Origin of the sequence: Methylophilus sp. Leaf408 (assembly GCF_916856905.1) — a bacterium.
In the GTDB taxonomy this organism is placed as follows: domain Bacteria; phylum Pseudomonadota; class Gammaproteobacteria; order Burkholderiales; family Methylophilaceae; genus Methylophilus.
Genome location: NZ_CAKASK010000001.1, coordinates 1,637,265 through 1,662,184, shown reverse-complemented (window position 1 = coordinate 1,662,184; position 24,920 = coordinate 1,637,265). Strand labels below are relative to the sequence as shown.

Below are 24,920 nucleotides of genomic sequence, written 5' to 3'. Positions count from 1 at the left end.
TGCACTGTTAATGTGCAAAAACCACAGCGACATTATAGTAGATGTCGCTGTGGGTGCCTAGTTACAATCGGACCAGTAAGGCTGATTTAGGCCGAAATGGTTTCTTCTTTGAAAATCAACTTGATCTGGTCGTTTTCGTCAATGTCGATATGAACCTGACCACCATCATTCAACCTGCCGAATAACAACTCATCGGCCAATGCTTTACGGATAGTGTCCTGAATCAGGCGAGCCATTGGTCGCGCGCCCATCAGTGGGTCAAAGCCTTTTCTACCCAGGTAAGCTTTAAGCTCATCACTGAAAGTGACATCTACTTTTTTCTCGTGCAACTGATCTTCCAGTTGCATGAGGAATTTATCGACCACACGCAGAATGATTTCCTGGTTCAGCGCTCCAAATGATACTGTTGCATCCAGGCGGTTACGGAACTCAGGGCTGAACAAGCGCTTCAGATCCGCCGCCTCGTCAGTGACGTCTTTACTGTTGGTAAAGCCGATGCTGGCCTTGGACAGGTTTTCCGCACCCGCATTAGTGGTCATGATAATGGTCACATTGCGGAAATCTGCTTTGCGGCCATTATTATCAGTCAACGTACCATGATCCATTACTTGCAGCAGGATATTGAAAATATCCGGATGTGCTTTTTCAATTTCGTCTAACAGTAGGACGCAATATGGCTGTTTGGTCACGGCTTCAGTCAATAACCCACCCTGGTCAAAACCAACATAGCCCGGAGGCGCACCAATCAGACGCGATACGGCGTGGCGCTCCATATACTCAGACATATCAAACCGCAGTAACTCAATGCCCAAGACATATGCCAGCTGTTTCGCGACTTCCGTTTTACCGACACCTGTAGGGCCGGCAAACAGGAAGCTACCAATAGGTTTGTTACCATTCCCCAGGCCACTACGCGCCATTTTCACGGCTGAAGCCAATACATCAATCGCTTTATCCTGGCCGAATACCACTGCTTTCAAATCGCGTTCCAGCGTTTTCAATGCATTGCGGTCATCGGTAGAAATATTTTTTGGCGGAATGCGTGCAATCTTGGCAATAATCTCTTCAATCTCTTTATTGCCAATGATTTTCTTCTGCTTGCTTTTCGGCAGAATGCGTTGCGCAGCACCAGCCTCATCAATCACATCAATCGCTTTATCTGGCAAGTGACGGTCATTGATATATTTCGCAGATAATTCAGCTGCCACAGTCAATGCACTGGCGCTGTATTTCACGCTGTGATGTTCTTCAAAACGTGTTTTCAGTCCTTTAAGAATCTCAATCGTTTCAGCCACACTAGGTTCAGCCACATCAATTTTCTGGAAGCGGCGTGACAGTGCGTGATCTTTCTCAAAAATACCGCGGTATTCCTGATAGGTAGTGGCACCTATGCATTTGAGCGAACCGTTAGATAAAGCCGGTTTCAGCAGATTGCTGGCATCCAAGGTACCACCGCTGGCCGAGCCCGCGCCAATGAGTGTATGGATCTCGTCAATGAACAGGATGGCTTCAGGTTTCTCAGCCAACTGTTTCATCACGGCCTTCAAGCGTTGCTCAAAGTCACCACGGTATTTTGTACCGGCCAGCAACGCACCCATATCTAAAGAATAGACGGTGGCATCTTGCAATACCTCAGGGATTTCCTGGTTCACGATACGTGAAGCCAGCCCTTCTGCGATCGCCGTTTTACCCACGCCAGCTTCACCCACTAATAGCGGGTTGTTCTTGCGGCGACGGCATAAAGTTTGAATCACGCGTTCCAGTTCAAGTCCACGGCCAATCAGCGGATCAATTTTGCCTGCAATGACTTGCGCATTCAGGTTCAGCGTAAAGCTTTCCAGTGCACCGGTAGATACACTTTCACCTTCAGTTTCCTGTTCGGTATTGCTCGCTTTCGGCTCGCTTTCCTGTATTTTGGCGACGCCATGAGAGATGAAATTCACTACATCCAGGCGGGTCACGCCTTGCTGATGCAGGAAAAACACCGCATGAGAATCTTTCTCACCATAAATGGCGACCAGTACATTGGCGCCGGTGACTTCTTTTTTGCCGGAGGATTGCACGTGCAACATGGCACGCTGAATCACGCGCTGAAAACCAAGTGTAGGCTGCGTATCAACCTCATCAGTACCAGCGACAGTGGGAGTGTGTTCTTCAATGTATTGGGTAAGCTCGCTACGCAGGGTATCGAATTTTGCTCCGCATGCGCGTAACACTTCTGCGGCAGTCGGGTTATCCAACATTGCCAGCAACAGATGCTCAACTGTAATCAATTCGTGACGCTTTTGTCTGGCGTCCATAAAAGCCATGTGCAGGCTAACTTCAAGTTCTTGAGCAATCATGATGACTTTCCTTAATCCACTACACTACAAAAATACACTAGGAAAAACGCAATGTTCACACACGCTATTAATGTACACCTACAAGCCTCTGTATGTTTACTAATATCGTGCTAGATGATGAAAATTTCAATGGTTCGTATGAGCTATTAAGTAATAATTTGTGAAGCTGCTTATAAATTAAATTGTCCTGGGTCACGCAATGAAATATCACACTCTTATCCTAACACCTGCCAGGTAAACTTGAAGCGCGGGAATGTCGCCATATTCCCTCGATATTCTCAGAATGCCTTGGTATTTTGAGAAAGCATGATCGAACTTAAGCTGCTTCAATCACACATTGCAAAGGATGCTGCGCTTCTTGTGCTGATTCCATCACCTGATGCATTTTGGTTTCAGCGATATCCTGCGGGTAGACACCGCACACTCCGGCGCCTTCAGTATGCACTTTGAGCATGATTTGCGTGGCTTGTTCGCGGGTTTTAGAAAAAAACTGCTCAATCACGGCGACAACAAACTCCATAGGAGTGTAATCGTCGTTTAATAACAACACTTTATATAGCTCTGGAGGTTTTGGTTTGGCGGTTTGTGGATCCAGTGCCAAATCGCCATCACGCTTGGGTCGTACCATAATTTTGCATACCTGATCTTAAGTTTATTGTGCGCCTTGTATGAAAAAATTCAAGTGCTGGCTATGTAACTACAGTTTAAAAAATAATAACTGTGGCTTTTAAAGATAAATTTTGACAAGTTTGACGATGCGGTCCTGCACGTCAACAATCTCCAGGCGATGTTCGCCCAGTTTAAAGCTGGTGCCTGGTTCCGGGATATCTTCGAAATGTTCCAGAATCAGACCGTTCAAGGTACGTGGACCATCGATTGGCAGCAAGAGTTTCAGTTTACGGTTGATGTCGCGTAACTGACTGCTACCATCCACCAGCCAGCTACCATCTTCATTTTGGTGGAAATCCTTGGTGCGTTCTGGCGATTGAGTGGTAAATTCACCTACGACTTCCTCCAGAATATCTTCCAGCGTCAGCAGGCCCCTGAACTCACCATACTCATCCACCACCAGGGCAATCCGCTCATGGTGTTTCTGGAACTGTTGCAACTGGGTATATAGAGGTGTACCGGACGGAATATAGTAGGGAGGGCTAATCGCAGCCTGCAACAAGCCTTTGCTCGGCGCTTTGCCGATATGGAAGTCACGCAATAATGGCAGTACTTTGCGTACATGCACGATGCCGACAATATCTTCATGATCGCCTTGCCTGACCGGCAATCGGGAATGATGGCTATTCGCCAGCTGTTCCATGATCTGTTCAATCGGATGGTCCAGATCAACAAACTCAACCTGTGTGTGCGCTGTCATCACATGGTCGACAATGATGTCTTCCAGATCGAGCAGGTTAAGTAAAATCATGCGGCTTTGCGAAGGGATATATTGCCCGGCGTCACTGACAATACTGCGTAATTCATCGGTGGTGACAGAATGCGCCTGGTCAAAATTGACTTTTACGCCTAAAAGTTTGACGAAGCCTTTAACAAACAGGTTAACAAACCAGACAATCGGGTTAAACAGCCAGATCAGCGGATACAGCAGGTAGCTGGTGGCAAATGCCAGTTTTTCCGCATGCGCCGCCGCAATCACCTTTGGGGAAATTTCACTGAACACCAGAATGGCAAAGGTAATGGCTAAAGAGCCCAGCATCAGCACATAATCGCCTTCACCAAATAGGCGCTCTGCAATAATCACTTCCAGCGTAGATGAGCCGACGATACAAAAGGTATTGCCCAATAAGATGGCACCCAGGGTTTTATCGGTTTGAGCGATGAGCCGGCTGGCCAGTTTTGCACCGCGGTGACCCTGTTTCGCCATATGCCGCATGCGGTAGCGGTTGACGGACATCAGGCTGGTTTCAGCGACCGAGAAAAAAGCCGTGAATGACAGTAGCAGAATTAATAAGCCGATCTGCCAACTTAAAGGAATATTGTCCAAGGGAATGGGGTAAAAAACAAGAAGCCACTAGTGTACCCACCAGTGGCTAAAAATCAAGAAAAACACAGACTAATCAACGCATGTCCCTAGCAAAACCGTTTGCTCACATATTGTGGGAGTTTTATGGCGCATCATTAATGTGCCATACGTTAATCAATATTTAAGGTGCGAGTGCGGCTTCGTCTTCTTTTGGTTTTTTCTCGGCGTCGCCAATCAGATTGGCACGGCTTACACCCAGCCACATAGCGATTGGGCAGGCAACCAATACTGAAGAATAAATACCGAACAAAATACCAATGGTCAGTGCCAGCGAGAAGTTATGCAGGGTTTCACCGCCAAAAAACAACATGGAGCAAACCATGGTTTGTGTCATCAAGTGGGTGATGATAGTGCGCGACATCGTGCGGGTAATCGCATTATCAATCACATGCACTGCAGATGCCTTGCGCATTTTTTTGAAGTTTTCACGTACGCGGTCAAACACTACTACTGATTCATTCACTGAATAGCCAAGCACCGCCAGAATGGCAGCGAGCACCGTGAGGTTGAACTCCCATTGGAAGAAAGCGAAAAAGCCGAGAATTATGATGACGTCATGCATGTTAGCGATAATGGCGGCCACCGCAAAACGCCACTCAAAACGTAAGGCCAGATAGCCCATAATCCCTGCACACACCAGCAATAAGGCCAGTGCGCCATTTTCATAAAGCTCTTCACCGACCTGCGAACCGACAGACTCTACCCGGCGAATTTCTGCGCCGCTATCAGCATCTTTCAGAGATGAGGAGATTTTTTCCGACAATTGCGCAATCGATAATTCTTTTTTGACTGGCAACCGGATCAGTACGTCCTGGCTGGAGCCAAAATTTTGTACCGTCACATCTTTGAGGCCGGTGTTATCGATCACTTCACGGATTTTGCCAATATTGGCAGTGGTCGGGTAATGCACTTCCATCACTGTGCCGCCTGTAAAATCCACACCGTAATGCAAGCCACGATGCATCAGGAAAAACACCGCCAATATAAAAGTAATCAGCGATATTGAAGTGGTCAGACGCCCGTAACTCATAAACGGGATATCTTTTTTAATTCTGAATAATTCCATAATCTGTTCTCAAATAGGTTGTGACAGCAATCACTACACCGAATCGGTTAGCCGATTGGCAGACGCTCGATTTTGCGGCGATAGCCGTACAACAGATTGACCATCGCACGGGATACCAGTACAGCGCTGAACATCGAAGTCATAATCCCCAATACGTGTACAACGGCAAAGCCTTTGATCGGGCCGGTACCAAACATAAACAGCGCCAGACCGGCAATCAAGGTAGTCACGTTGGAGTCGAGAATGGTGTCAAACGCACGGTCATAACCAGCGTGAATGCTGGCTTGCGGCGTATTGCCATTGCGCAACTCTTCACGGATACGCTCGTTGATCAGCACGTTGGCATCAATCGCCATCCCCAGCGCCAGCGCAATCGCAGCCAGGCCTGGCAAGGTCAGCGTTGCTTGCAGCATGGAAAGAATCGCCACCAGCAGCAACAGGTTGACACCCAATGCCATGACGGAAACGCCACCGAACACCATGTAGTAGATGATCATCATCACTGCAATGGCTGCAAAACCCCACAGGGTGGAGTGCACGCCTCGCTTGATGTTTTCTTCACCCATGCTTGGACCAACGGTACGTTCTTCAATGATTTCCATAGGCGCAGCTAATGCACCGGCACGCAGCAGCAATGAAATGTCAGTCGCTTCCTGCGCATTCGCCATGCCGGAGATCTGCACACGGCCGCCACCGATTTCTTCATTGATCACAGGCGCTGTTACCACTTCGGTGCTACCTTTCTCAATCAGCAAAATCGCCATGCGCTTGCCTACATTTTCACGGGTAACGTTTTTGAAGATGCCAGCCCCACGACCATCCAGTGTGACGTTAACAACAGAAGAACCATTCTGGCCGTTTACACCAGGGCCCGCATCTGTGATGCGGTCACCAGTCAGTACAACACTTTTCTTGACCAATACCGGACGGCTGTCACGGTCAAAATACAACTCATCGCCAAAGGGTACCTGGCCGTTTTGCGCTTTTTGCAAAGTCGCCATATCGGCTTTCTCTTCGTCAACCATGCGAATTTCCAGTGTCGCTGTACGACCCAGAATTTCTTTGGCTTTCGCGGTATCCTGCACGCCAGGTAATTGCACCACAATCCGGTCTATGCCTTGCTGCTGCACAATCGGCTCGGCCACACCCAGTTCATTGATCCGGTTATGCAAAGTTTGCAGGTTCTGCTTCAGTGCAAACTCCTGAATGCGTTTTTGTGCCATGGTGCTCATGCTGGCGGTCACGCTAAAGTCTTTGTCGCTACCGCTGACTTTATAGGTCAGGTCTGAAAAATCTTTTGCCAGCAGATTGCGCGCTTTAGTCGCTTCCGCTTCAGATTCAAATTTAATCACTACCACCTGGCCCTGGCGCTCAATCCCGTAATAATTGATTTTTTCTTTACGCAATGACATGCGGAAATCGCCAACAGTGCTTTCCGCAGCTTTATCCAAAGCCGCTTTCATGTCCACCTGCAACAGGAAATGCACACCACCACGTAAATCCAGTCCCAAATACATAGGCTTGGCACCTATGCTTTGCAGCCAGTTTGGCGTTTGCGGCACCAAGTTGAGTGCCACGGTGTAATCTTTGCCCAAAGTGGATACCAGCTTATCTTTGGCTAATAACTGGGTATCTGTATTGGCAAAGCGGACTTTCACGCCACTTGCATCCAGAAACACCCCGTCAAATGGAATATTCGCCAGTTTTAAAGCGCTTTCCACTTTTTGCAACAGGCTTTCGTCTACTTTGAGCGAGGTTTTCGCCGGGCTGATTTGCACCGCTGGCGATTCACCAAAAAAGTTGGGGATGGTGTATAGCAAGCCAATGACGATGACTGTGCCAATCAGCACGTATTTCCATAATGGATAACGGTTCATAAAAAACTCTTATACGGAATAAAGGACTGGAAAGTGGCCACTTGAATTAAATGGATTTTAAGGTGCCAGGTGGCAGCAAGGTCTGTACGGTGTGCTTTTGTACATTGACCACAGTGTTTGCGGCGATCTCAACGCTGATAAAGCTTTCACCTACTTTAGTTACTTTGCCGACGATACCACCGGTAGTCGCGACTTCGTCACCAGCTTTAAGTGTTTCCAGCATGGATTTGTGTTGTTTTGCCTGCTTCACTTGCGGACGGATCAGCATGAAGTAGAACAACACGAAAATAACAATCATTGGCACGAAGCTCATGATATCGCTGGTTGTTGCAGTGGCTGCATAGGCATTACTAATCAACATATTTTTTCTTCCTGAATCAATCTACTAAATAACACGCGATTTTAGCACAGGCAGGTGAAGAATGAACGAGCGGGTAGAAGAGGGGTGGGTATGCAAGTTAAAAGGACGCTTGGGCGGTGATTTGCAGATATTCGTGATAGGGCGCTTCGCTTGTTATTTGTCAGACTTGAAGCGTGATTTTCAATTCGTCATTCTGGCGTAGGCATGAATTCTGAGAGGATGCTTGCTTAAGCTTGGCTGCAATAGAAAAGCTAGTATCGCGCTTACTCGTAGTTTTAACAGGTATTTCTTTGGACCCTAAATCTTTCTATTCGCCCCTAGTCGACCCTCTTTCTGATGATTGTCCATAAGTAAGAGGGCAAAGAGCTGGACACGCTGGCTTCCCCTTGTACCTGCGTTGCTAGCCAAGGGGCGAAAAGGGACGTATGTTAATTAAAAATAGATAGATGAATTATCCAAGAGTATTTCTATTCTGTGTCTAGCGCTTCTCCGCCCTCTTGCTGGCGAATTCAATTTTAAATGCTTCAAACCTGTTTTCCTCAATCGCCGCCCGCATGCCCTGCATCAAAAATTGATAGTAATGCAAGTTATGAATAGTGTTTAAACGCGCCCCCAGAATCTCGCCAATCCGGTACAAATGATGCAAATAGCTACGGCTAAAGTTGCGGCAGGTATAACATTCACATTCTTCATCCAGAGGACGCGTGTCAGTTTTATAAGTAGCATTCTTGATTTTGACGTCACCATATTGCGTAAACAGCCAGCCATTACGTGCATTCCGCGTTGGCATGACGCAATCAAACATATCGATGCCATAGCTGACTGCATCCACCAAATCTTCCGGCGTACCGACGCCCATCAGGTAACGTGGTTTGTCTTTTGGCATTTGTGGTGCGGTATGCGCCAAAGTGCGCAGCATATCCTCTTTGGGTTCGCCGACTGACAGGCCACCAATTGCATAGCCATCAAAACCTATCTTTTCCAGGCCCTGGCGGGAGATATCGCGTAGGTCTTCAAACATACCGCCCTGGATAATGCCGAACAAGGCGTTTTTCTCCTGGCTTGTTGTGACTGCATTGCCTGTGTCATTGGCTTGTTCGCTGTGCTGTACTAGCTGCCTTAATTCGTCTTCGCCACCCTGCAAGGCCATTACCTGGGGGATGGTTTGATTCTGGTACACATTAAACGCATCCCGGCTGCGTTGCGCCCAACGCAGGCTGAGTTCCATCGACTGTCTGGCTTCATGATGAGTCGCTGGGTAGGGTGTGCATTCGTCAAAAATCATGACGATGTCGCTGTTGAGTACACGCTGGATGCGCATGGATTCTTCGGGTGTCAGAAAGCAGCTGTCCCCGTTAATGGGAGATTTAAACTTGACGCCAGCCTCAGAAATTTTGCGCAACTCACCCAGGCTCCAGACCTGGAAGCCGCCGGAATCGGTGAGTATCGGTTTATTCCAGCCCATGAATTTATGCAGGCCTTCATGTGCAGCCACTACTTCCAAACCGGGGCGTAACCATAGGTGAAAAGTATTGCCGAGAACGATGTGCGCCTGGATTTCGTTCAGCTCCAGTGGTGACATGGCTTTGACCGTACCATAAGTGCCAACCGGCATAAAAGCGGGGGTTTGTACTTCGCCGTGGGGTAGGTGTACGGTGCCGCGTCTGGCAAGGCCATCGGTGTTGTGTAAAGAAAACTGCATGAAAATGACGTTAAATAGCTGAAATAAACGACTATTTTATCACAGCGAGGGTGCGCTTCCCGTTTGCTTGATAGGGCCGTTTTAACGCTTGGCTGAGCTTGCATTTTTTGTGATTGCCCGCAACAATGCGCATATCTGCATTCTTGAATTCTCCTATGGCTGACCCACAAACCCGCCTGTCCCGACGTGAAGAACATACCACTTTGCGTCAGCGTGGCATTTATTTGCTGCCCAATCTGTTCACCTCTGCCTCTTTGTTTGGCGGTTTCTATGCCATTGTGCAGGCGATGAACCAGCATTTTGAACAGTCTGCGATAGCGATTTTTATCGCCATGGTACTGGATGGCCTGGATGGCCGTGTTGCGCGGATGACGAATACGCAGAGTGCCTTCGGCGCCGAATATGACAGCCTGGCGGATATGGTTTCGTTTGGCGTAGCACCGGCACTGATTGTGTATGTGTGGGCGTTGCAACCAATGAATAAACTGGGCTGGATCGCAGCATTTATTTATTGTGCCTGTGCTGCCTTGCGACTGGCGCGTTTCAATACCAAGATTGATGACCCGTTCCAGGATAAACGCTATTTCCAGGGATTGCCTAGCCCGGCTGCGGCAGCATTGCTGGCTGGGTTTGTCTGGGTTTCATACGAATATAATATTGATGGTCGCGAAATCTTTTTTGGTGCGGTGCAGGTGAAATGGATTGCCTGGTGCCTGACTATTTTTGCTGCCGGTTCCATGGTATCTGATCTCAAGTTTTACAGCGGTAAGGATATCAACCTGCGACACTCTGTGCCTTTCGTCGCGATTCTGGCAGTGATGCTGGCCTTCGTACTGATTTCGTATAGCCCTCCGGAAGTGTTATTCAGTGTGGTGTTTGTGTATGCATTATCCGGATACTATTTATGGACACGCGACAGAATGGCTGCAAAAAATAAAACCTGAGTCATGTAGAAACTGAGACGCGCCAACCTGGCGCGTTTTTTGTTGGTCGTGATGATAGTACTTATGTAAGTCCACGAATCCTGCGGGACTTTGATGGTCAATTGATTGCCAAGCAGGTAAAATTCCGGCTACCAGGTTAGGATACATTCATGGAACAAATTATTATTTTTGATACCACGTTGCGTGATGGGGAGCAAAGCCCCGGCGCTGCAATGACCAAAGAAGAAAAAATCCGCATTGCGCGCCAGCTGGAAAAGCTGGGTGTGGATGTGATTGAGGCCGGATTTGCAGCTGCCAGCCCCGGAGACTTTGATGCGATTTCAGAAATCGCCAAGGTGATTAAAACTTCTACCGTGTGCTCGCTGGCCCGTGCCAGTGAAAATGATGTGCGCCGTGCCGGTGAAGCCATCAGACATGCCGCCAAAGGCCGTATCCATACCTTTATTGCCACCAGCAAAATCCATATGGAAAACAAGCTGCGCATGACCGAAGACCAAGTGGTCGAGCGTGCGGTACAGGCAGTGAAGTGGGCACTCGAGTATACCGAAGACGTTGAATTCTCTGCCGAAGATGCCGTACGTTCCGAGATTGATTTTCTGGTGCGTGTATTTGAAGCCGTGATTGATGCCGGTGCCAAAACCATCAACGTGCCGGACACCGTCGGCTACAGTATTCCTTCGGTGTGGGGCGAGCGCATGGCTGAACTGATCAAGCGTGTCAGAGGGGCGGACAAAGTGGTTTGGTCTACCCACTGCCATAATGATTTGGGCATGGCGGTTGCAAACTCCCTGTCTGCCGTGATGAATGGTGCCCGCCAGGTCGAATGCACGATTAACGGCCTCGGTGAGCGTGCGGGTAACGCCAGCCTGGAGGAAATCGTGATGGCGATTAAAACCCGCAGCGATATTTTTAACCTCACCACGCGGATTGATACTACGCAAATCGTGCCTGCCTCCAAACTGGTCTCCACCATTACCGGTTACCCGGTACAGCCCAACAAAGCCATTGTTGGTGCCAATGCGTTTGCGCATGAGTCTGGTATTCACCAGGATGGCGTGCTCAAACACCGCGAAACCTACGAAATCATGCGCGCCGAAGATGTGGGTTGGGGTGCGAATAAACTGACCTTGGGCAAATTGTCCGGCCGTAATGCTTTCCGCACGCGTTTGAAAGAGCTGGGGATTGAGCTGGAAAGCGACGATGCCTTGAATGCCGCATTTGCGCGCTTTAAAGAATTGGCTGATAAAAAATCGGAAATTTTTGACGAAGATTTGCACGCGCTGGTGAATGACGAAGTAGTGCAGGATACTGCTGAATTATTCAAGCTGGCTTATCTGCAAGTCGCTTCGCAAACCGGCGAAATCCCGCATGCAGTATTGACCATCAACCGTGATGGCACCGAGCAACGGACCGAAGCCACTGGCGGCGGTCCGGTGGATGCCACCTTTAAAGCCATTGAAAACGTGGTCAATAGCGAGACAGAATTGCTGCTGTATTCAGTGAATAACATCACTAGCGGTACCGATGCACAAGGCGAAGTGACGGTGCGTTTGGCAAAAGGTGGCCGCGTGGTTAACGGGCAGGGCGCAGATACTGACATCGTGGTGGCATCAGCCAAAGCCTATCTGAATGCGTTAAACAAGCTATATGCCAAAGCTGAGAAGCTAAATCCTCAAGTCGATTAATTGCATCCAATCAGTTAAAGCGCATTTGATAGGTGCGCTTTAACGATTGAACATTCATCATGGTTATTTCATGAAATAAAGTTTGAATGAATGTTTTAACCGCTTTAAGGTTTACTCAGTAAACCCCCTCACTTTTTAAATGACCCTCAACCCTAAGTCATCAATAAATGAAATGTTCCATACAGTGGCAGTCCAGGTTGTAAGGGATTTGAATGTCATCTAGGCAAAAATGGCTGTTAATCATCAGTGCACTGGCCTGCACTTACCTCATATGGGGCTCGACCTACCTCGCGATCAAATATGCGATTGAGAGTTTTCCGCCATTTATCATGGTCGGTATTCGTTTCACAGTTGCCGGGGCACTGCTTTACGCCATCCTGCGAGGCATGGGTTACGCCGCTCCCAGTTTGATTCAATGGCGTGGTGCCGCGTTAGTGGGCTTGTTACTGCCAGTGTTGGGCAATGGCACCGTTTCGCATGTGCAGTTGCATGTCTCATCCAGTGTCGCAGCGCTGGCGATTGCCACTGCACCAATCTGGATGGCGATTTTTTCCAGCCTGTGGGGACACAGAATCAGCCGTCGTGAATGGCTGGGTATTGCCATCGGGCTGGTCGGGATTTTGTTACTGAATACCCGCGGCAGTTTGCAGGGTGATTGGATGAGTGCATTTCTGCTGATGTTTGCTGCAGCCTCGTGGTCGCTGGGCTCTGTGTGGAGTAAACATATGGCGATGCCACAAGGCCTGATAGGTGCAGCCAGCCAGATGTTGTGCGGTGGCCTGATTGCATTTGTTTTCAGCGCTGCGTTTGGTGAGCAATGGCCGGTAGAAATCAGCACACGCTCATGGGCTGCGATTGTATTCATGATTGTGTTTGGCTCTATCGTGGCTTTTTCTGCTTACCATTGGTTGCTGCACAATGTACGTCCCATGGTGGCAAGCAGTAATACTTTCGTGAATCCGGTAGTGGCATTTGTCGTCGGCGCCTGGTTTGCCGATGAGCAGATTCATGCGATGGAATATATGGCGCTGGCTGTGATTCTGGTGGGTGTGTTTCTGGTGCTGACTTCGACAACTGAAGCCATACCGGAAGAAAAGATCGTTTAATTAATTGGATTGGAACGCTGTTTTATGAAGCAAAATCTGGCCTTGTTTGACTTAGATAACACCCTGCTGGCGGGTGATAGTGACTATAACTGGAGTATTTTCCTGATTGGGGAAGGTTTGCTCGACGAGAAAACGCATAAAGCGCGTAACGAGCAGTTCTATCTCGATTACAAAAATGGCAATCTGGATATTTTTGCCTTTCTCGCGTTTCAGTTACAGCCATTGGCGCAGCACCCGAAAGCGTTTCTGGATGAACTGCACAAAAAATATATGACTAACGTGATCCGCCCGATGATGACGCAAAAAGCACAGGCGCTGGTGAACAAGCATAAGGCGAATGGCGACCTGTGCATGGTGATTACTGCTACGAACAGTTTTGTGACCAAACCGATTGCCACCGCTTATGGTATTGAACACCTGATTGGTACTGATCCTGAAATGGTGAATGGCGAATTTACAGGTGGCGTAAGCGGCACCCCCAGCTTCCAGCAAGGTAAAGTGACGCGGTTGAACGAGTGGCTGGCCGCCAAAGGGCAAACACTGGCCGATTTTGAAACCAGTTATTTCTACAGTGACTCGCACAACGATCTGCCGTTGATGAAGCTGGTGACTAATCCTGTTGCGGTGGATGCTGACCCTACATTAACGGCTTATGCCAATGCGCATCAGTGGCCAATGATCAGCCTGCGCTAGGGGTCTTGCGCTAAACAAATCCGTAATTGTTAAGCTTAAATTGGACAGTGCTTTAAAAACTCAGCGTCAGCGCTGTCACTGCCATTAAGTTATTGTCTACGCTGCGAGTGCCATCTTTATCAAAAATGGCATCGCGGCTAGTCAGTTTGCGTAATTCATTCCGCCATACCATGCGCTGGTTAAGGCGGTAATCCATATTGACTGAATAACCGGTGGTTTGAAAACAATTATCAGTGCCCGTATTGATAATCACGCCGTGTTTGTCGTGATAGTGTTCCAGCCGCGCGGCAAATTGCAGGCGGTCTGAATAGCTGTAGCGCAATACAAGGGTTGGGCTGTACCACACATGATAGCGCTCACTGCCGGGAGCAGCTTGCTCTGCGCCGATATCGAACACGGTGATCAATCCCCAATGTTCATCCAGCTGCCATTGCAGATAAAAATCGTGAAAGTAGCGCATCTGACGTTGGGCATCCGATTTATCGTTGCTGATAAATGAGCTGCTATTAATAGTAAGCCTGTCGTTTGGTTTATAGACCAGCTGGTGCCCGATCGCAGGCGTGGTGTTGCCGTGAGGGCGATTTATGCGCTGCCAGCCAGTGAGTAATAAGCCGCTGATCTGCCATTTGTTATCCTGGGTGATGTAACTTAGTTTGGCGCCGGTCTCAAAGTATGGCGAGTTATCCGCCATCAGGCTACGCGTGAGTGTCCAGTTATCCTGGCCCACCGCGCTTTCAAAACCGATATGCGAAGGCATCACTCCCATATCCAGCCACAAGTTGTTTTCTGCTGAAAGCTTAATGCCAATATTCGCTTCATAGATGTTGCGCAAACCATGCGGTTCTGCCGCATAGTTAGCCCGCATATAGGTGCCTGATCCCAAAGCCAGATTGCCGCGGAGTCGCTCTGTGCTCAAAGCAGCTTTTAACATGGCCAAATTAACACTTGGGCTATCAGTCACATGATGGCTGTAAACAAACTCCGGACGGCGATGGTTGCCTGGGTCGTTGAAATCGTGAATGTAATAAGTTTCCAGGTAACCACTGAATTGAAGTACAGGGCTAGAGGTATCTCTAGACACAGGCTCGGCGAAAGTGCTTGGCTCATGCGCAAAAGCGGGATAACTAATCAATAAGCCAAGCAGCAACGGTAAAATAGACATCAGCAATATTCACTCGGATTGGGTAATGGCAGTATGTAATAAGCTATATATCAATTACGTAAACATTAAAGTATGTTCACTAAATTAATTGGTTAGATGAGCATTAGAAAATAACTGCATTTCCAATCATGCCAGCAATAAAAAAACGCACCAAAAAAGGTGCGTTTAATGTTGGATTCTGATTTCTAGCGATTCAACACCACATGCAACACAAAACGGCTACCTATATAAGCCAACAGCAGTAGCACAAAACCAAACAGCGTCCAGCGGGTTGCGGTTTTGCCGCGCCAGCCATATTTAAATCGGCCAAACAGCAACCAGGCATAAATAAGCCAGGAGGCTATCGAAAATATAGTTTTATGGTTGAACTGTAATGGCTGGTCGAAAATTTCTTCACTGAACAGCATGCCACTAACCAGTGTAATCGTCAGCAATACAAAGCCGATATGTAACACCCTGAACAGCAAGGCATCCATCACCATCAACGGCGGGAAGCCGGGCAACGCCAGCCAGCTGTTTTTCTGGTGCAAGGCGCGCTCGGCCATGCGCATCAGGCAGGCATGCAGCGCAGCAAACGTGAACAGGCTGTAGGCCAAGATGGCGATAACAATATGCAGGCTAAACAGTGACAGGCCTGCGGTATTCACGTAGTAATCTTTGATGGCAAACGCTGGCATCAGTACAAACAAGGCGGCTGGTGGTAATACAAAAGCCTGCAGGCTGTGAAGTGCGTGCTTCAGGTCAGCTATCCAGTAAATCAGCACCGTCAGCCAGAGGATAGCCGAAATGGCGAAGTAGACGCCAAGGTTGAATCCACCCACTGCAAACATGTCGCGGTAAAGCAGCCAGCCATGCAAAATCACGCCTAATGCCACCATGGCACTATGAAGCTGGAACGATGCCTGCGTTTCACTGGCAGGCTTGTTTTGCCTGGCAATACGCCAGTAATCCATCGCCACTGCCATATAGATAAACGCGACGACCAGATAGGGAATAAGATGTTGAATCATGCGCCACATTATGGCAAAACTCGGCGTATTCGCCTAGCATGATGTAAAATCCCTAGCTTATTCAAAGACCTGTTTAAAGAGAGTTTACCCATGCTGGAAAACCTGACCGGCCGTTTGCAGGGCGTGATTAAAAACCTGCGCGGCCAAGCACGTTTAACTGAAGACAACATTGCCGATGCCATGCGTGAAGTGCGGATGGCGCTGCTCGAAGCAGATGTGGCCTTGCCGGTAGTCAAAGACTTTATCGCTCGCGTCAAAGAGCGCGCCAATGGCCGCGAAGTGCTGCAAAGCCTGACACCAGGGCAAGCCGTGATTGAAGTCGTCAATGACGAATTGACTGAGTTGATGGGTAAAGCCAACGTTGGCCTCAACCTGGCAGCAGTACCTCCAGTAGTGATCCTGATGGCAGGTTTGCAGGGTGCCGGTAAAACCACTACTTCCGGCAAATTAGCTAAATTACTCAAAGAACAAAAGAAAAAAGTATTGCTGGCCAGTGCCGATGTGTACCGTCCGGCGGCGATTACCCAGTTGCAGACGCTGGCGAAACAACTGGACATTGATTGCTTCGACAGCAATCCGCAGCAAAAGCCGCTTGAAATCGCTGCACAGGTGATGGAGCAGGCGAAAAAGAATTATTACGATGTTGTGATTTTCGATACCGCAGGCCGTTTGGCAATTGATGAAGCCATGATGGCAGAAATCAAAGACTTGCACGCGTTACTCAAACCGACCGAAACCCTGTTTGTAGTCGACGCCATGCAAGGCCAGGATGCCGTCAATACCGCCAAAGCCTTTGGTGAAGCCTTGCCACTGACAGGCGTGATTGTCACCAAGCTGGATGGTGACTCGCGTGGCGGTGCCGCCTTATCTGTGCGACATGTCACAGGTCAGCCGATCAAGTTTATCGGCGTCAGTGAAAAAGTCGATGGCCTGGAACCTTTCCATCCAGACCGTATGGCAGGCCGTATCCTCGGCATGGGCGATGTACTGAGCCTGATTGAGGAAGCGCATAAAAAAGTCGATCTCGACGAGGCGAAAAAAGTCGCCGACAAAATCAAGTCCGGCGCCAAGTTTGATCTCAACGATTTCAAGTCACAAATGCTTCAAATGCGCAAAATGGGCGGCATGGCATCGCTGATGGATAAAATGCCTTCGCAAATCGCCGGCATGGCGCAAAAAATCAATACTGACGACGTTGATAAATCTCTGCGCCGCATTGAAGGCATTATCAATAGCATGACCCCGGATGAGCGCAGCAAACCAGAGTTGATCAAAGCCACACGTAAAAAACGTATTGCGGCCGGTAGCGGCGTGCAAGTGCAAGATGTGAACCGCTTGCTCAACCAGTTTGAAGAAACGCAAAAAATGATGAAGATGTTTAGCAAAGGCGGCATGGCCAAGATGATGCGCGGCATGGGTGGCATGATGGGCGGTAAATTCCCGGGCATGTGAGGTCATGAAAACGGGATTCTGTCAAAATAAACTTTTTATACAAAAAAGCAAAAACAGCATTGACCAATTCCCGTAAATCCCCCATAATCGCGTTCTTTCAAATTTGACGCAAAACAGCGCAGCAAGCTAGAAAACAATGGGGTGTTAGCTCAGCTGGTAGAGCAGCGGACTTTTAATCCGTTTGTCGTGGGTTCGATCCCCGCACACCCTACCAAAATAAAAAAACGGCTCGCAGAAATGTGGGCCGTTTTTATTTTCTTGATGCCGACCGGTGTTTCAGCATTCCGCTAATTTCAAAAAACGTAGTTGAGTTTCAGAGTTCTATTTATTTGAGGTTTTGAGGCTGCATTTATTTAAATGACTAGTAAACAATCCGGCACAAACTAAAATCATTACTAGAAAGCCAATTAAGCAAATATAGAAAGCAAATCCATTCACCAATGCATACTGTCTTAATTGCTCTGGGTAAGAAATAACTTTCTCATCATCAACTTCCAATTCATACAAAAGGACTTTCGACGTCAGATGAAAGCCTGGGAACTCCTGCCAACGCACTCTGGCATATTTACCTTCTAAAAACTTTCTGTCTTTAGCTTTCAGACCGCAACCAAAACCATAGCTGTCAGTTAATTGACAACTCATCTCAAAGCGCTTTTTATCTTGATTTAGATAGATTCTTGCCGCATATCTTGGCTTGGGGATACCAAAATGTAACTGGCCCGTACTAACCTTCAAATTTCGATATTCTTGTGGATGATAAAAATGAGCATTTGACGCACCTAACATGAGGATGAAGAGGAGCAAACAAATGATTGCTGAAGAAATTCGAATATATTTCATTTTTATATTTTTCTAATTTCGCCAAATTTATAGAATGCTTTTTGAAGAGATTCCCATACATCCTACCAAATAAAAAAGACGGCTTGCAGAAATGTGAGCCGTTTTTCTTTTCTCAATGCCTGACGGCGCTTAGTATTTCAGAAATTCAGTTTTCACACCCAAGTAGTTTTTGCAGATTTTCAGAATTCCGGTATTTCAGGATTTTTAGCCAGTTGACCAATCAGTCTTTCCCCTAAACTCCCTTTTTTATATTTTGTTTGCTAGACGAGGAATAAAGGGTCTGCTAAATTTGGAGTCACCTAACACTGCAGACGAGGACAATTTATGTGGATGACACCTTTAATAGCAACGAGCCTTCCAAATTCGGTTAGTAATCTAAATAATAATAATTTCTTTGACTGTCTTAAAAAAGAGTTATCTCACAAAGAGGAGTTTGATACGATAATTGGGTTGGGTGGCGCTTTCTGTGGACGCTTTGAAGTGCAAAGCGGGGGTGTGACTACCATAAAAAAATTGTCAGCTAATGAAATAGAGGTGGATTTGGATTTTACTTACACCTCCGTTAACAGAAGCGATAACTCATTTGTAGGAGATACAACGAAAAGATGTAGAGTGAAGTTACAGATTGATCCAATTCAGCAATCATTAACTTTCTTTACTTTCCCTAATATAGAAATTATATAAAGCTATTACTCAAATGCTTCCCCTTTAACTTGTCTTTGTGCATTCAGCCTGATGAGTACGCTGTAATTTTAATCCGTATGTCCTGGGTTAGTTCACCGCAGAGCAAATGTATTTTATTGATTTTATGCGAAAGATCTTAATTTCTTACAGAGAAATGCATAGGCTGCATCAGCTTATAAAATGTCTCTTCAACTATCATTTTTTTATATTTACACACGACATCAAGAGTAGGCTCTGATGCTTTGGTTAAAAAAGTATCGCTGTTACGTGGTGTTTGTACTTCACTTAATTTGAATTTCTAAGATTTCCCTCCAATTTTTTAGGCAGCCTAGAGTTCCAGATTTCAATTTTTCAGCATTTCGCTAATTTCAAAAATCGTAGTTCGGGTTTCAGTTTTTCTAGCCACTTGGCACCTAAGTAACTTCAAAATTCACTCATCCGCAGGTCGAAAGTCGGCCCATAGACGCACGTCTTGAGCCATAGGCTGGCAATCAGCGGCTGGCTGATACGACGGTAATTCCGGCTAAGATCGTTGGCCGTTATGTTGGCTTGGCGTGGGAGTTTGGAATTGTTCAGGCGGAAGTGAATAGGGTTGATATTCAGATTTGATTGTTGGCTGGGCAATTTAAGATGAGGGACTCAAGGTTAACGCCTTGGGTCTTTTTGTTTTGTGATGAGGAAAACTATGGGAAAATTGGTGCTTTAACAACACTCCTTAACTCAAACGTTAGGTAAAACTATGGACAAGCCAACACTTAGGTTTAATCCTGATCTAGCATCGCTTTACTTGAAAGCTGTTTTTTGCTTTTGCGTAGGTGGTGCAATGTTTATTCGAGGATTGAATGAGCTTATTTCAGGAAAAGCTGAACAAGTTTGGTTTCTTATTATTTGGTTGTTGTTAGCTTCATTTTATCCATTAACTTTGTTAAAGCTATATCGCATTCCAAAAGAGCAGCGAAATTTATATCTCAGAAAAGTACGCTACAGCGGTTCTAAAAGTTACAAAATTCATCCCGCTATTAGCATTTGCGTATTGGGAGCACTGTGTGTCTTCTACATATGGACTATCTTTCACTAGACCTAACTCGTCATTCAAGCGGGACTGACTAAAGTCGTCGAAAAGACTCAGAAACTTTTAATTGCGTGTGGGGGCAAATCACCATCAATTGAAATACACGTTCTGTTTAATATAAAAGGTGGTAACTTTCGGTCCGAAAACTTGCCATAGTCGCACGTCTTGAGCCATAGCCGAACAAACAGGAGCTGCCTGATACGACGGTAATCCCAGTGGCAATCGTTGGCCGTTATGTTGGCTTGGCGTGGGAGTTTAGATTTATCCTGGCAGAAGCGGATTGGCCTGTATCAATCGAAAACAATGGAAGCTATTTGCCTGGAGTTAATCCATACAGTTCAGTACGATGCACTACATGGCTGAGTGGGCAACGTCGGATTCATCAGGTCGTCGAATCGCAACTTCAGCTTACCCCCCAAATTTCGCACGTTCGGAGCCTTAGACCCTACCCATAGTCGCACGTCTTGAGCCATAGCCAAGCAATTTAGGGCTGGCTGATACGAAGAGGTGATCCCGACTGAGATCGTTGGCCGTTATGCTGGCTTGGCGTGGGAGTTTGGCTTTGTCCAGGCGGAAGTGCTTAGCGTTAGGACAAGATTCGATTGTTCGGTGGGCAGTTTAAGATAGGATGGAAATGAAATCCCGATTTTGTAGTCTGGTTCTCAGGATTTAGGCTAAAGAATACGACTTTAAGGCCTAGTTTAATTAGGTCAAAGAGCCTACGAAAGCTGCATTTTTTGATAAATCGATGGTCTATTCTGGCCGTCTCCACAACCAAACGAGTATTGTAGCCATTATGCTCACTAGGATAATTGCACTTGGTAGGTGTTTAATTACACCAAAAATAAAATATGCAGACACGGTCATGGTAATTGAAGTTATTACCTTCGCTTTACGAGGCATTTTTCCAACTTTCCAGTTACGCATCATCGTCCCAACATAAGGCTGTTCCAGCAACCAGGAATGCATCATGGGGGAGCTTCTGTCAGCAGACCATACAGCGAGGAGTATGAATTCTGTACTAGGTAAACCTGGAAAAATCACACCTATCAATCCTATGCACAAACTTGTTAGGGCAAGCGTACCAAACAAAAAGCTTTTAAGAGGGAACGTCGGTAAAACCATAATGCCACTCCTGTTTTGGAAAAAGGCCCTGCCGAAGCAGGGCACTGAGGGAGCTCAGGCAGAGCTCAGAGGTAATGTAGGTAGCTAAACTAACTATTTAAAGCGTGTCGAATCATTTGATAACATATAGTCATGAACCCTACCGTAGTGATAACAAAACTAACGGCAGAAAATACCTTCCATTTAATTTTGCTCCAAAATTCTGTGTCAAATGCAGCAATCACAAATACAGTTGGATTTGTAAATCCGCCAATCGCCATACATACACAGGCAAAGTATTCAAGTTCAACCCCCGCGGCTTTAGCTGCACCAAAGAATCCTAAATTGAATAGACCCATCAATGCAAAATCTACGTGGGCACGTATCATCGTTTTATAATCGACTAAAAATGCTCCATCGATTCCCTGTATGGGAAACCAACGTGCAAAAGTCATTAACCAAGCTGATAAAATTAAAGCGGTAGTACAGGCAACTGCCCCTACGAGTAATACTTCCATGATCTGCTCCTAATCCTTGAATTTAAATTTGCCCGAATATTTATTCTAGTTGGCAATTAATTGTAGACAGACCTGTCTGTATTGTAAATAGATAAAGATATTTCAATTAAAATCATTTATACCATTTAGGCAAAAATGTTGAACTTTTAGGATGCAGGATTACTAGTGATCTTTGCTATCAATGCTTTCATCCAAACGAATGCTTGATCGTTATCGTTTTTTTCATGATGTGTAAGCGTGAGGTCATATTGCCGCAATTTGAATGGTAGCTGGCTGGTGTTTAGACCGTAAGTGTTTTCCCAACTTCTAGCGACAGGTTCGGGCAGCGTTGCAATTGCTTTAATTTGTTTCAAAATTGGCGCAAGCGAATTGAATCTGGTCGTCGTGTAAATCACTTCCCGTCGAATGAGAAGCTCATTGAGTACTTCATCTACGGCACCTTCGAATTCACCTTTAGTTGAAGTCAGTAAATGAGGCACCGAGATGAACTCTTCCAGCGAAAGATTTTCTTTCGACTTGACTGTTTTGCCATCATAGATAGCTACATATTCCATGCTTGCCAACTTGTTGTGAATCATCCACTTTGGACCAGCTACAGCATTTGTAATTGCAAAATCAATTTGATCATTTTCTAGAAGTGACTCAACAAAATTATCATCCGCGTCCTGCACTCTAATTTTTATGTTGGGCGCCATTATTTGAAGGTTTTCTAATAATTTGGGCATTAACCAGGCTTCGACCCAATCTCGCATTCCCAGAGTAAACGTTCGATGATCAGTGAGTGGATTGAATTCTTGTGGTTCAAAGATTGCAGCATGGATAGCCTGCAATGAAGGTAAAAGCGTTTTGTGCAGCTCGAGCGCTTTAGTCGTAGGAACCATCTCTCCACTAGCTCTGACGAATAATTCATCTTCTAAAAGCAATCGAAGTCTGGCCAGGCTATTGCTCACAGCTGGCTGACCAAGATAAAGCGATGCTGCAGCTTTAGACACGCTTCTCTCCCGCACCAAAGCATTAAACACCACAAGCAAATTTAAATCTAAATTTCTAAAATCACTTTCCATGATAGTCACTATTTTTTTAATCAATTTTAATAATAGTGATTGTTTCTAGATAATTCAACCGTGTATTAAACACATTGAATGTCAATCTAAGTTGGGGAATGAATATGGGTGCTATTAATGGATGGGTTGCTAAACAATCTACTGGAAAATTACAGCTTTTTAACTATGAGCCAAAAAGCTTAGGGGATGAAGAAGTCGAGATCGCGGTCGAGTATTGTGGGCTTTGCCATTCAGACGTAAGTATTGCCCACAACAATTGGGGATTAACTCAGTACCCGGTTATTCCGGGACATGAGGCGATAGGGAAAGTAACTGCAATTGGTAAGAATGTATTGAACGTAAAAGTGGGTGACTATGCAGGTGTGGGCTGGCATGTAGGAAGTTGTATGCATTGCGAACTATGCCTGGAAGGAAACCATAATCTTTGCAATGACGTTCGCCCAACCATTATTGGAAACCACGGTGGCTTTGCCGAGAAAATTAGAACCAAATGGATCTGGGCAATTCCAGTACCAAAAGCGCTGGATGTTTCTTCCGCAGGCCCCTTGTTGTGCGCTGGAGCTACAGTATTTGCGCCATTCGAAAATTTCGGTATCAAGCCAACTCATCATGTGGGGATTGTGGGTATCGGAGGCTTAGGTCACTTGGCACTTCAATTTGCAAATGCCTGGGGTTGTGAAGTGACAGCATTCTCATCAACCGCAGATAAGAAAGATGAAGCAATCGGCTTTGGTGCTCATCATGTGATTAATAGTCGTAGTACTGATGACATTTTGAGCATGACCAACAAGTTAGATTTTCTGTTGATTACAGTGAACAATAAGCTTGATTGGTCTGCATATGTGAAGACGCTCAAGAAAAACGGAAAAATGGCATTTGTAGGTCTTGTATTAGACCCAGTCGAAACTTCGGTAGTCGATTTAGTCGTTGGTCAGAAACTGATTGCAGGTTCTGCGAATGCAAGTCCTTCAGCCACCTCAAGAATGCTGGAGTTCGCGGCTAGACACAAAATTGCACCTTTGGTTGAGCACTTTCCGATGAGTAAGGTGAATGAGGCAATTGATCATCTTCTTTCAGGTAAAGCACGTTACAGGGTTGTATTGGATGCTGATTTTTAATTGAAAGGTTCACCCCTCAGTTACGTGGTTAATTGGGGGGGCACACTGAATTAAATTCATATGTTTGATTTTGATAACTACTGTATTGGAAATTGAATTGGCGAATATTGAACTTGTTATATTTGATTGTGATGGAGTGTTGGTTGATAGTGAAAAGATCACAAATCAATTGTTAGTAAATTTACTAAGAGAATATGGAATTGAGTACAAACTCGAAGCCTTTGTGAGTCGATATGTCGGGACCCTTTTAGAAGAGGTAATCAATCAAATCTCGGAAGAATTTAAGGTAGCATTTCCCGAATCGTTTATCTCTGATTATTATCAGAAAGCGTATGTTGAACTGCAACAAAATCTACAAGAGATTAATGGAGTACGTAATTTAATTGAGAGATTAGATGTCCCATTCTGTGTGGCCTCTAATAGCCAAGAAACCAAGCTAATAATGATGTTGAAGAAAGTAGAATTACTTCATTATTTTGAGGGGAAAATATTCTCGGCCACGCATGTGAAACAACCTAAACCAGCACCTGATTTGTATTTGAAAGCAGCGCATACATTCAATATCAATACAGAAAATTGTTTCGTAATTGAGGACACTCCCACGGGCATTCGTGCTGGTAAAGCGGCTGGTATGACTGTTTACGGATATGCTGGATTATTCTCTGAACAGGCATTACTTAATGCCGGAGCAGACAACACTTTTAATCAAATGGATCAACTCTTCACGTCTGGCGTTCATTCGAAACCTAAAACATAATCTTAAGGCTATTTGATTTATGAAATTGTTAGTTTGCACGATGAAAAGGCCGCTGCCATTGAGTCTTGTGGCAACCATGGAAGTGAAAAGATATTTGATGTTTTAAAAGCAAAGCTTAATGGAGTTAATCAGAACATTGAGGTTGAGCAAATCAAATGCTTTGGATATTGCGAATACGGCCCAAATGTTAGAATTCCATCCAAAGGAAAAATGTGGTCAGAAGTCAAGGAAAATGCCTTAGAAGACATTATCGAATACTGCATATCAAATAAATAAACCAGGTTTGGTCGTTGTGCCAGAGGTACAACAAAAGTTCAACGCTATAGTT

At 46.1% G+C, this 24,920-nt stretch carries 23 protein-coding genes and 1 tRNA gene; 11 read left to right on the top strand and 13 right to left on the bottom strand.

Translation table 11 applies throughout. From position 1 onward, the window contains the following. Positions 1-86: 86 nt before the first annotated feature. The 6 genes from clpA to yajC form a co-directional block, all read right to left on the bottom strand. Entirely contained in the window at positions 87-2,342 is a 2,256-nt protein-coding gene (gene clpA / locus LPA26_RS07730) for an ATP-dependent Clp protease ATP-binding subunit ClpA (protein WP_055826803.1), read from the bottom strand. A gap of 316 nt (positions 2,343-2,658) precedes the next feature. Then, positions 2,659-2,970 (bottom strand): ATP-dependent Clp protease adapter ClpS, encoded by a 312-nt coding sequence (gene clpS / locus LPA26_RS07725; protein ID WP_055826799.1) that lies wholly within the window; start codon positions 2,968-2,970, stop codon positions 2,659-2,661. Positions 2,971-3,069: 99 nt separating this feature from the next. Continuing rightward, the gene (locus tag LPA26_RS07720; RefSeq protein WP_055826796.1) at positions 3,070-4,338 is read right to left on the bottom strand and encodes an HlyC/CorC family transporter; all 1,269 of its coding nucleotides are present in this window, start codon (positions 4,336-4,338) and stop codon (positions 3,070-3,072) included. 160 nt (positions 4,339-4,498) lie between these two features. Further along, the gene (gene secF, locus LPA26_RS07715) at positions 4,499-5,443 is read right to left on the bottom strand and encodes a protein translocase subunit SecF (protein ID WP_055826793.1); all 945 of its coding nucleotides are present in this window, start codon (positions 5,441-5,443) and stop codon (positions 4,499-4,501) included. Between the two features lie 47 nt (positions 5,444-5,490). Continuing rightward, positions 5,491-7,320, bottom strand: coding sequence for a protein translocase subunit SecD (gene secD, locus LPA26_RS07710; RefSeq protein WP_229007908.1), 1,830 nt, complete (start codon positions 7,318-7,320; stop codon positions 5,491-5,493). A gap of 46 nt (positions 7,321-7,366) precedes the next feature. Continuing rightward, a complete protein-coding gene (gene yajC / locus LPA26_RS07705) occupies positions 7,367-7,681 on the bottom strand; it encodes a preprotein translocase subunit YajC (RefSeq protein ID WP_229007907.1) in 315 nt (104 codons plus the stop codon). Positions 7,682-7,742: 61 nt separating this feature from the next. Here yajC and LPA26_RS07700 point away from each other — a divergent pair, with 61 nt between their 5' ends. Continuing rightward, positions 7,743-7,883, top strand: coding sequence for a hypothetical protein (locus LPA26_RS07700; RefSeq protein WP_229007906.1), 141 nt, complete (start codon positions 7,743-7,745; stop codon positions 7,881-7,883). A gap of 276 nt (positions 7,884-8,159) precedes the next feature. On the opposite strand, the gene LPA26_RS07695 is transcribed toward LPA26_RS07700, so the two are convergent. Continuing rightward, positions 8,160-9,383, bottom strand: coding sequence for a tRNA guanosine transglycosylase (locus tag LPA26_RS07695; RefSeq protein WP_229007905.1), 1,224 nt, complete (start codon positions 9,381-9,383; stop codon positions 8,160-8,162). Between the two features lie 155 nt (positions 9,384-9,538). Between LPA26_RS07695 and pssA the strand changes: the two genes are divergently transcribed. From pssA to LPA26_RS07675, 4 genes are all read left to right on the top strand, one after another. Further along, complete coding sequence (gene pssA / locus LPA26_RS07690) at positions 9,539-10,327, top strand: CDP-diacylglycerol--serine O-phosphatidyltransferase (protein ID WP_055826782.1); 789 nt, start codon at positions 9,539-9,541, stop codon at positions 10,325-10,327. Between the two features lie 149 nt (positions 10,328-10,476). Continuing rightward, entirely contained in the window at positions 10,477-12,012 is a 1,536-nt protein-coding gene (locus LPA26_RS07685; protein ID WP_055872272.1) for a 2-isopropylmalate synthase, read from the top strand. 212 nt (positions 12,013-12,224) lie between these two features. Continuing rightward, positions 12,225-13,118, top strand: a complete 894-nt coding sequence (gene yedA / locus LPA26_RS07680) for a drug/metabolite exporter YedA (protein WP_229007904.1) — start codon at positions 12,225-12,227, stop codon at positions 13,116-13,118. 24 nt (positions 13,119-13,142) lie between these two features. Further along, positions 13,143-13,811 (top strand): HAD family phosphatase, encoded by a 669-nt coding sequence (locus tag LPA26_RS07675; protein WP_055826773.1) that lies wholly within the window; start codon positions 13,143-13,145, stop codon positions 13,809-13,811. A 52-nt stretch (positions 13,812-13,863) separates the two neighbouring features. Here the strand turns inward: LPA26_RS07675 and LPA26_RS07670 are convergent, their stop codons facing one another. Beyond that, positions 13,864-14,973, bottom strand: coding sequence for a porin (locus LPA26_RS07670; protein WP_229007903.1), 1,110 nt, complete (start codon positions 14,971-14,973; stop codon positions 13,864-13,866). A gap of 185 nt (positions 14,974-15,158) precedes the next feature. Beyond that, the gene (locus LPA26_RS07665; RefSeq protein ID WP_229007902.1) at positions 15,159-15,992 is read right to left on the bottom strand and encodes an inner membrane protein YpjD; all 834 of its coding nucleotides are present in this window, start codon (positions 15,990-15,992) and stop codon (positions 15,159-15,161) included. Positions 15,993-16,073: 81 nt separating this feature from the next. Between LPA26_RS07665 and ffh the strand changes: the two genes are divergently transcribed. Both ffh and LPA26_RS07655 read left to right on the top strand, forming a co-directional pair. After that, on the top strand, positions 16,074-17,435 hold the full coding sequence (ffh, locus tag LPA26_RS07660) for a signal recognition particle protein (protein WP_229007901.1): 1,362 nt from the start codon (positions 16,074-16,076) through the stop codon (positions 17,433-17,435). 138 nt (positions 17,436-17,573) lie between these two features. After that, a tRNA-Lys gene (locus LPA26_RS07655) sits at positions 17,574-17,649 on the top strand. Positions 17,650-17,756: 107 nt separating this feature from the next. On the opposite strand, the gene LPA26_RS07650 is transcribed toward LPA26_RS07655, so the two are convergent. Further along, positions 17,757-18,275 (bottom strand): hypothetical protein, encoded by a 519-nt coding sequence (locus LPA26_RS07650; RefSeq protein ID WP_229007900.1) that lies wholly within the window; start codon positions 18,273-18,275, stop codon positions 17,757-17,759. Positions 18,276-18,599: 324 nt separating this feature from the next. Here LPA26_RS07650 and LPA26_RS07645 point away from each other — a divergent pair, with 324 nt between their 5' ends. Then, entirely contained in the window at positions 18,600-18,959 is a 360-nt protein-coding gene (locus LPA26_RS07645; protein WP_229007899.1) for a hypothetical protein, read from the top strand. Positions 18,960-20,784: 1,825 nt separating this feature from the next. On the opposite strand, the gene LPA26_RS14350 is transcribed toward LPA26_RS07645, so the two are convergent. From LPA26_RS14350 to LPA26_RS07635, 3 genes are all read right to left on the bottom strand, one after another. After that, entirely contained in the window at positions 20,785-21,156 is a 372-nt protein-coding gene (locus tag LPA26_RS14350; RefSeq protein ID WP_370634341.1) for a YbaN family protein, read from the bottom strand. 89 nt (positions 21,157-21,245) lie between these two features. Further along, positions 21,246-21,653, bottom strand: a complete 408-nt coding sequence (locus LPA26_RS07640) for a hypothetical protein (RefSeq protein WP_229007898.1) — start codon at positions 21,651-21,653, stop codon at positions 21,246-21,248. 146 nt (positions 21,654-21,799) lie between these two features. Then, the gene (locus LPA26_RS07635) at positions 21,800-22,717 is read right to left on the bottom strand and encodes a LysR family transcriptional regulator (RefSeq protein WP_229007897.1); all 918 of its coding nucleotides are present in this window, start codon (positions 22,715-22,717) and stop codon (positions 21,800-21,802) included. A 104-nt stretch (positions 22,718-22,821) separates the two neighbouring features. On the opposite strand from LPA26_RS07635, the gene LPA26_RS07630 reads away from it, so the two are divergent. The 3 genes from LPA26_RS07630 to LPA26_RS07620 all read left to right on the top strand — a co-directional run bounded on the left by LPA26_RS07630 (position 22,822) and on the right by LPA26_RS07620 (position 24,868). Then, positions 22,822-23,835: an NAD(P)-dependent alcohol dehydrogenase gene (locus LPA26_RS07630; protein ID WP_229007896.1), complete on the top strand. Its 1,014-nt coding sequence runs from the start codon at positions 22,822-22,824 to the stop codon at positions 23,833-23,835. Between the two features lie 97 nt (positions 23,836-23,932). Further along, positions 23,933-24,592, top strand: a complete 660-nt coding sequence (locus LPA26_RS07625) for an HAD family phosphatase (RefSeq protein ID WP_229007895.1) — start codon at positions 23,933-23,935, stop codon at positions 24,590-24,592. A gap of 33 nt (positions 24,593-24,625) precedes the next feature. Next, complete coding sequence (locus tag LPA26_RS07620) at positions 24,626-24,868, top strand: (2Fe-2S) ferredoxin domain-containing protein (RefSeq protein WP_229007894.1); 243 nt, start codon at positions 24,626-24,628, stop codon at positions 24,866-24,868. Positions 24,869-24,920: the final 52 nt, after the last annotated feature.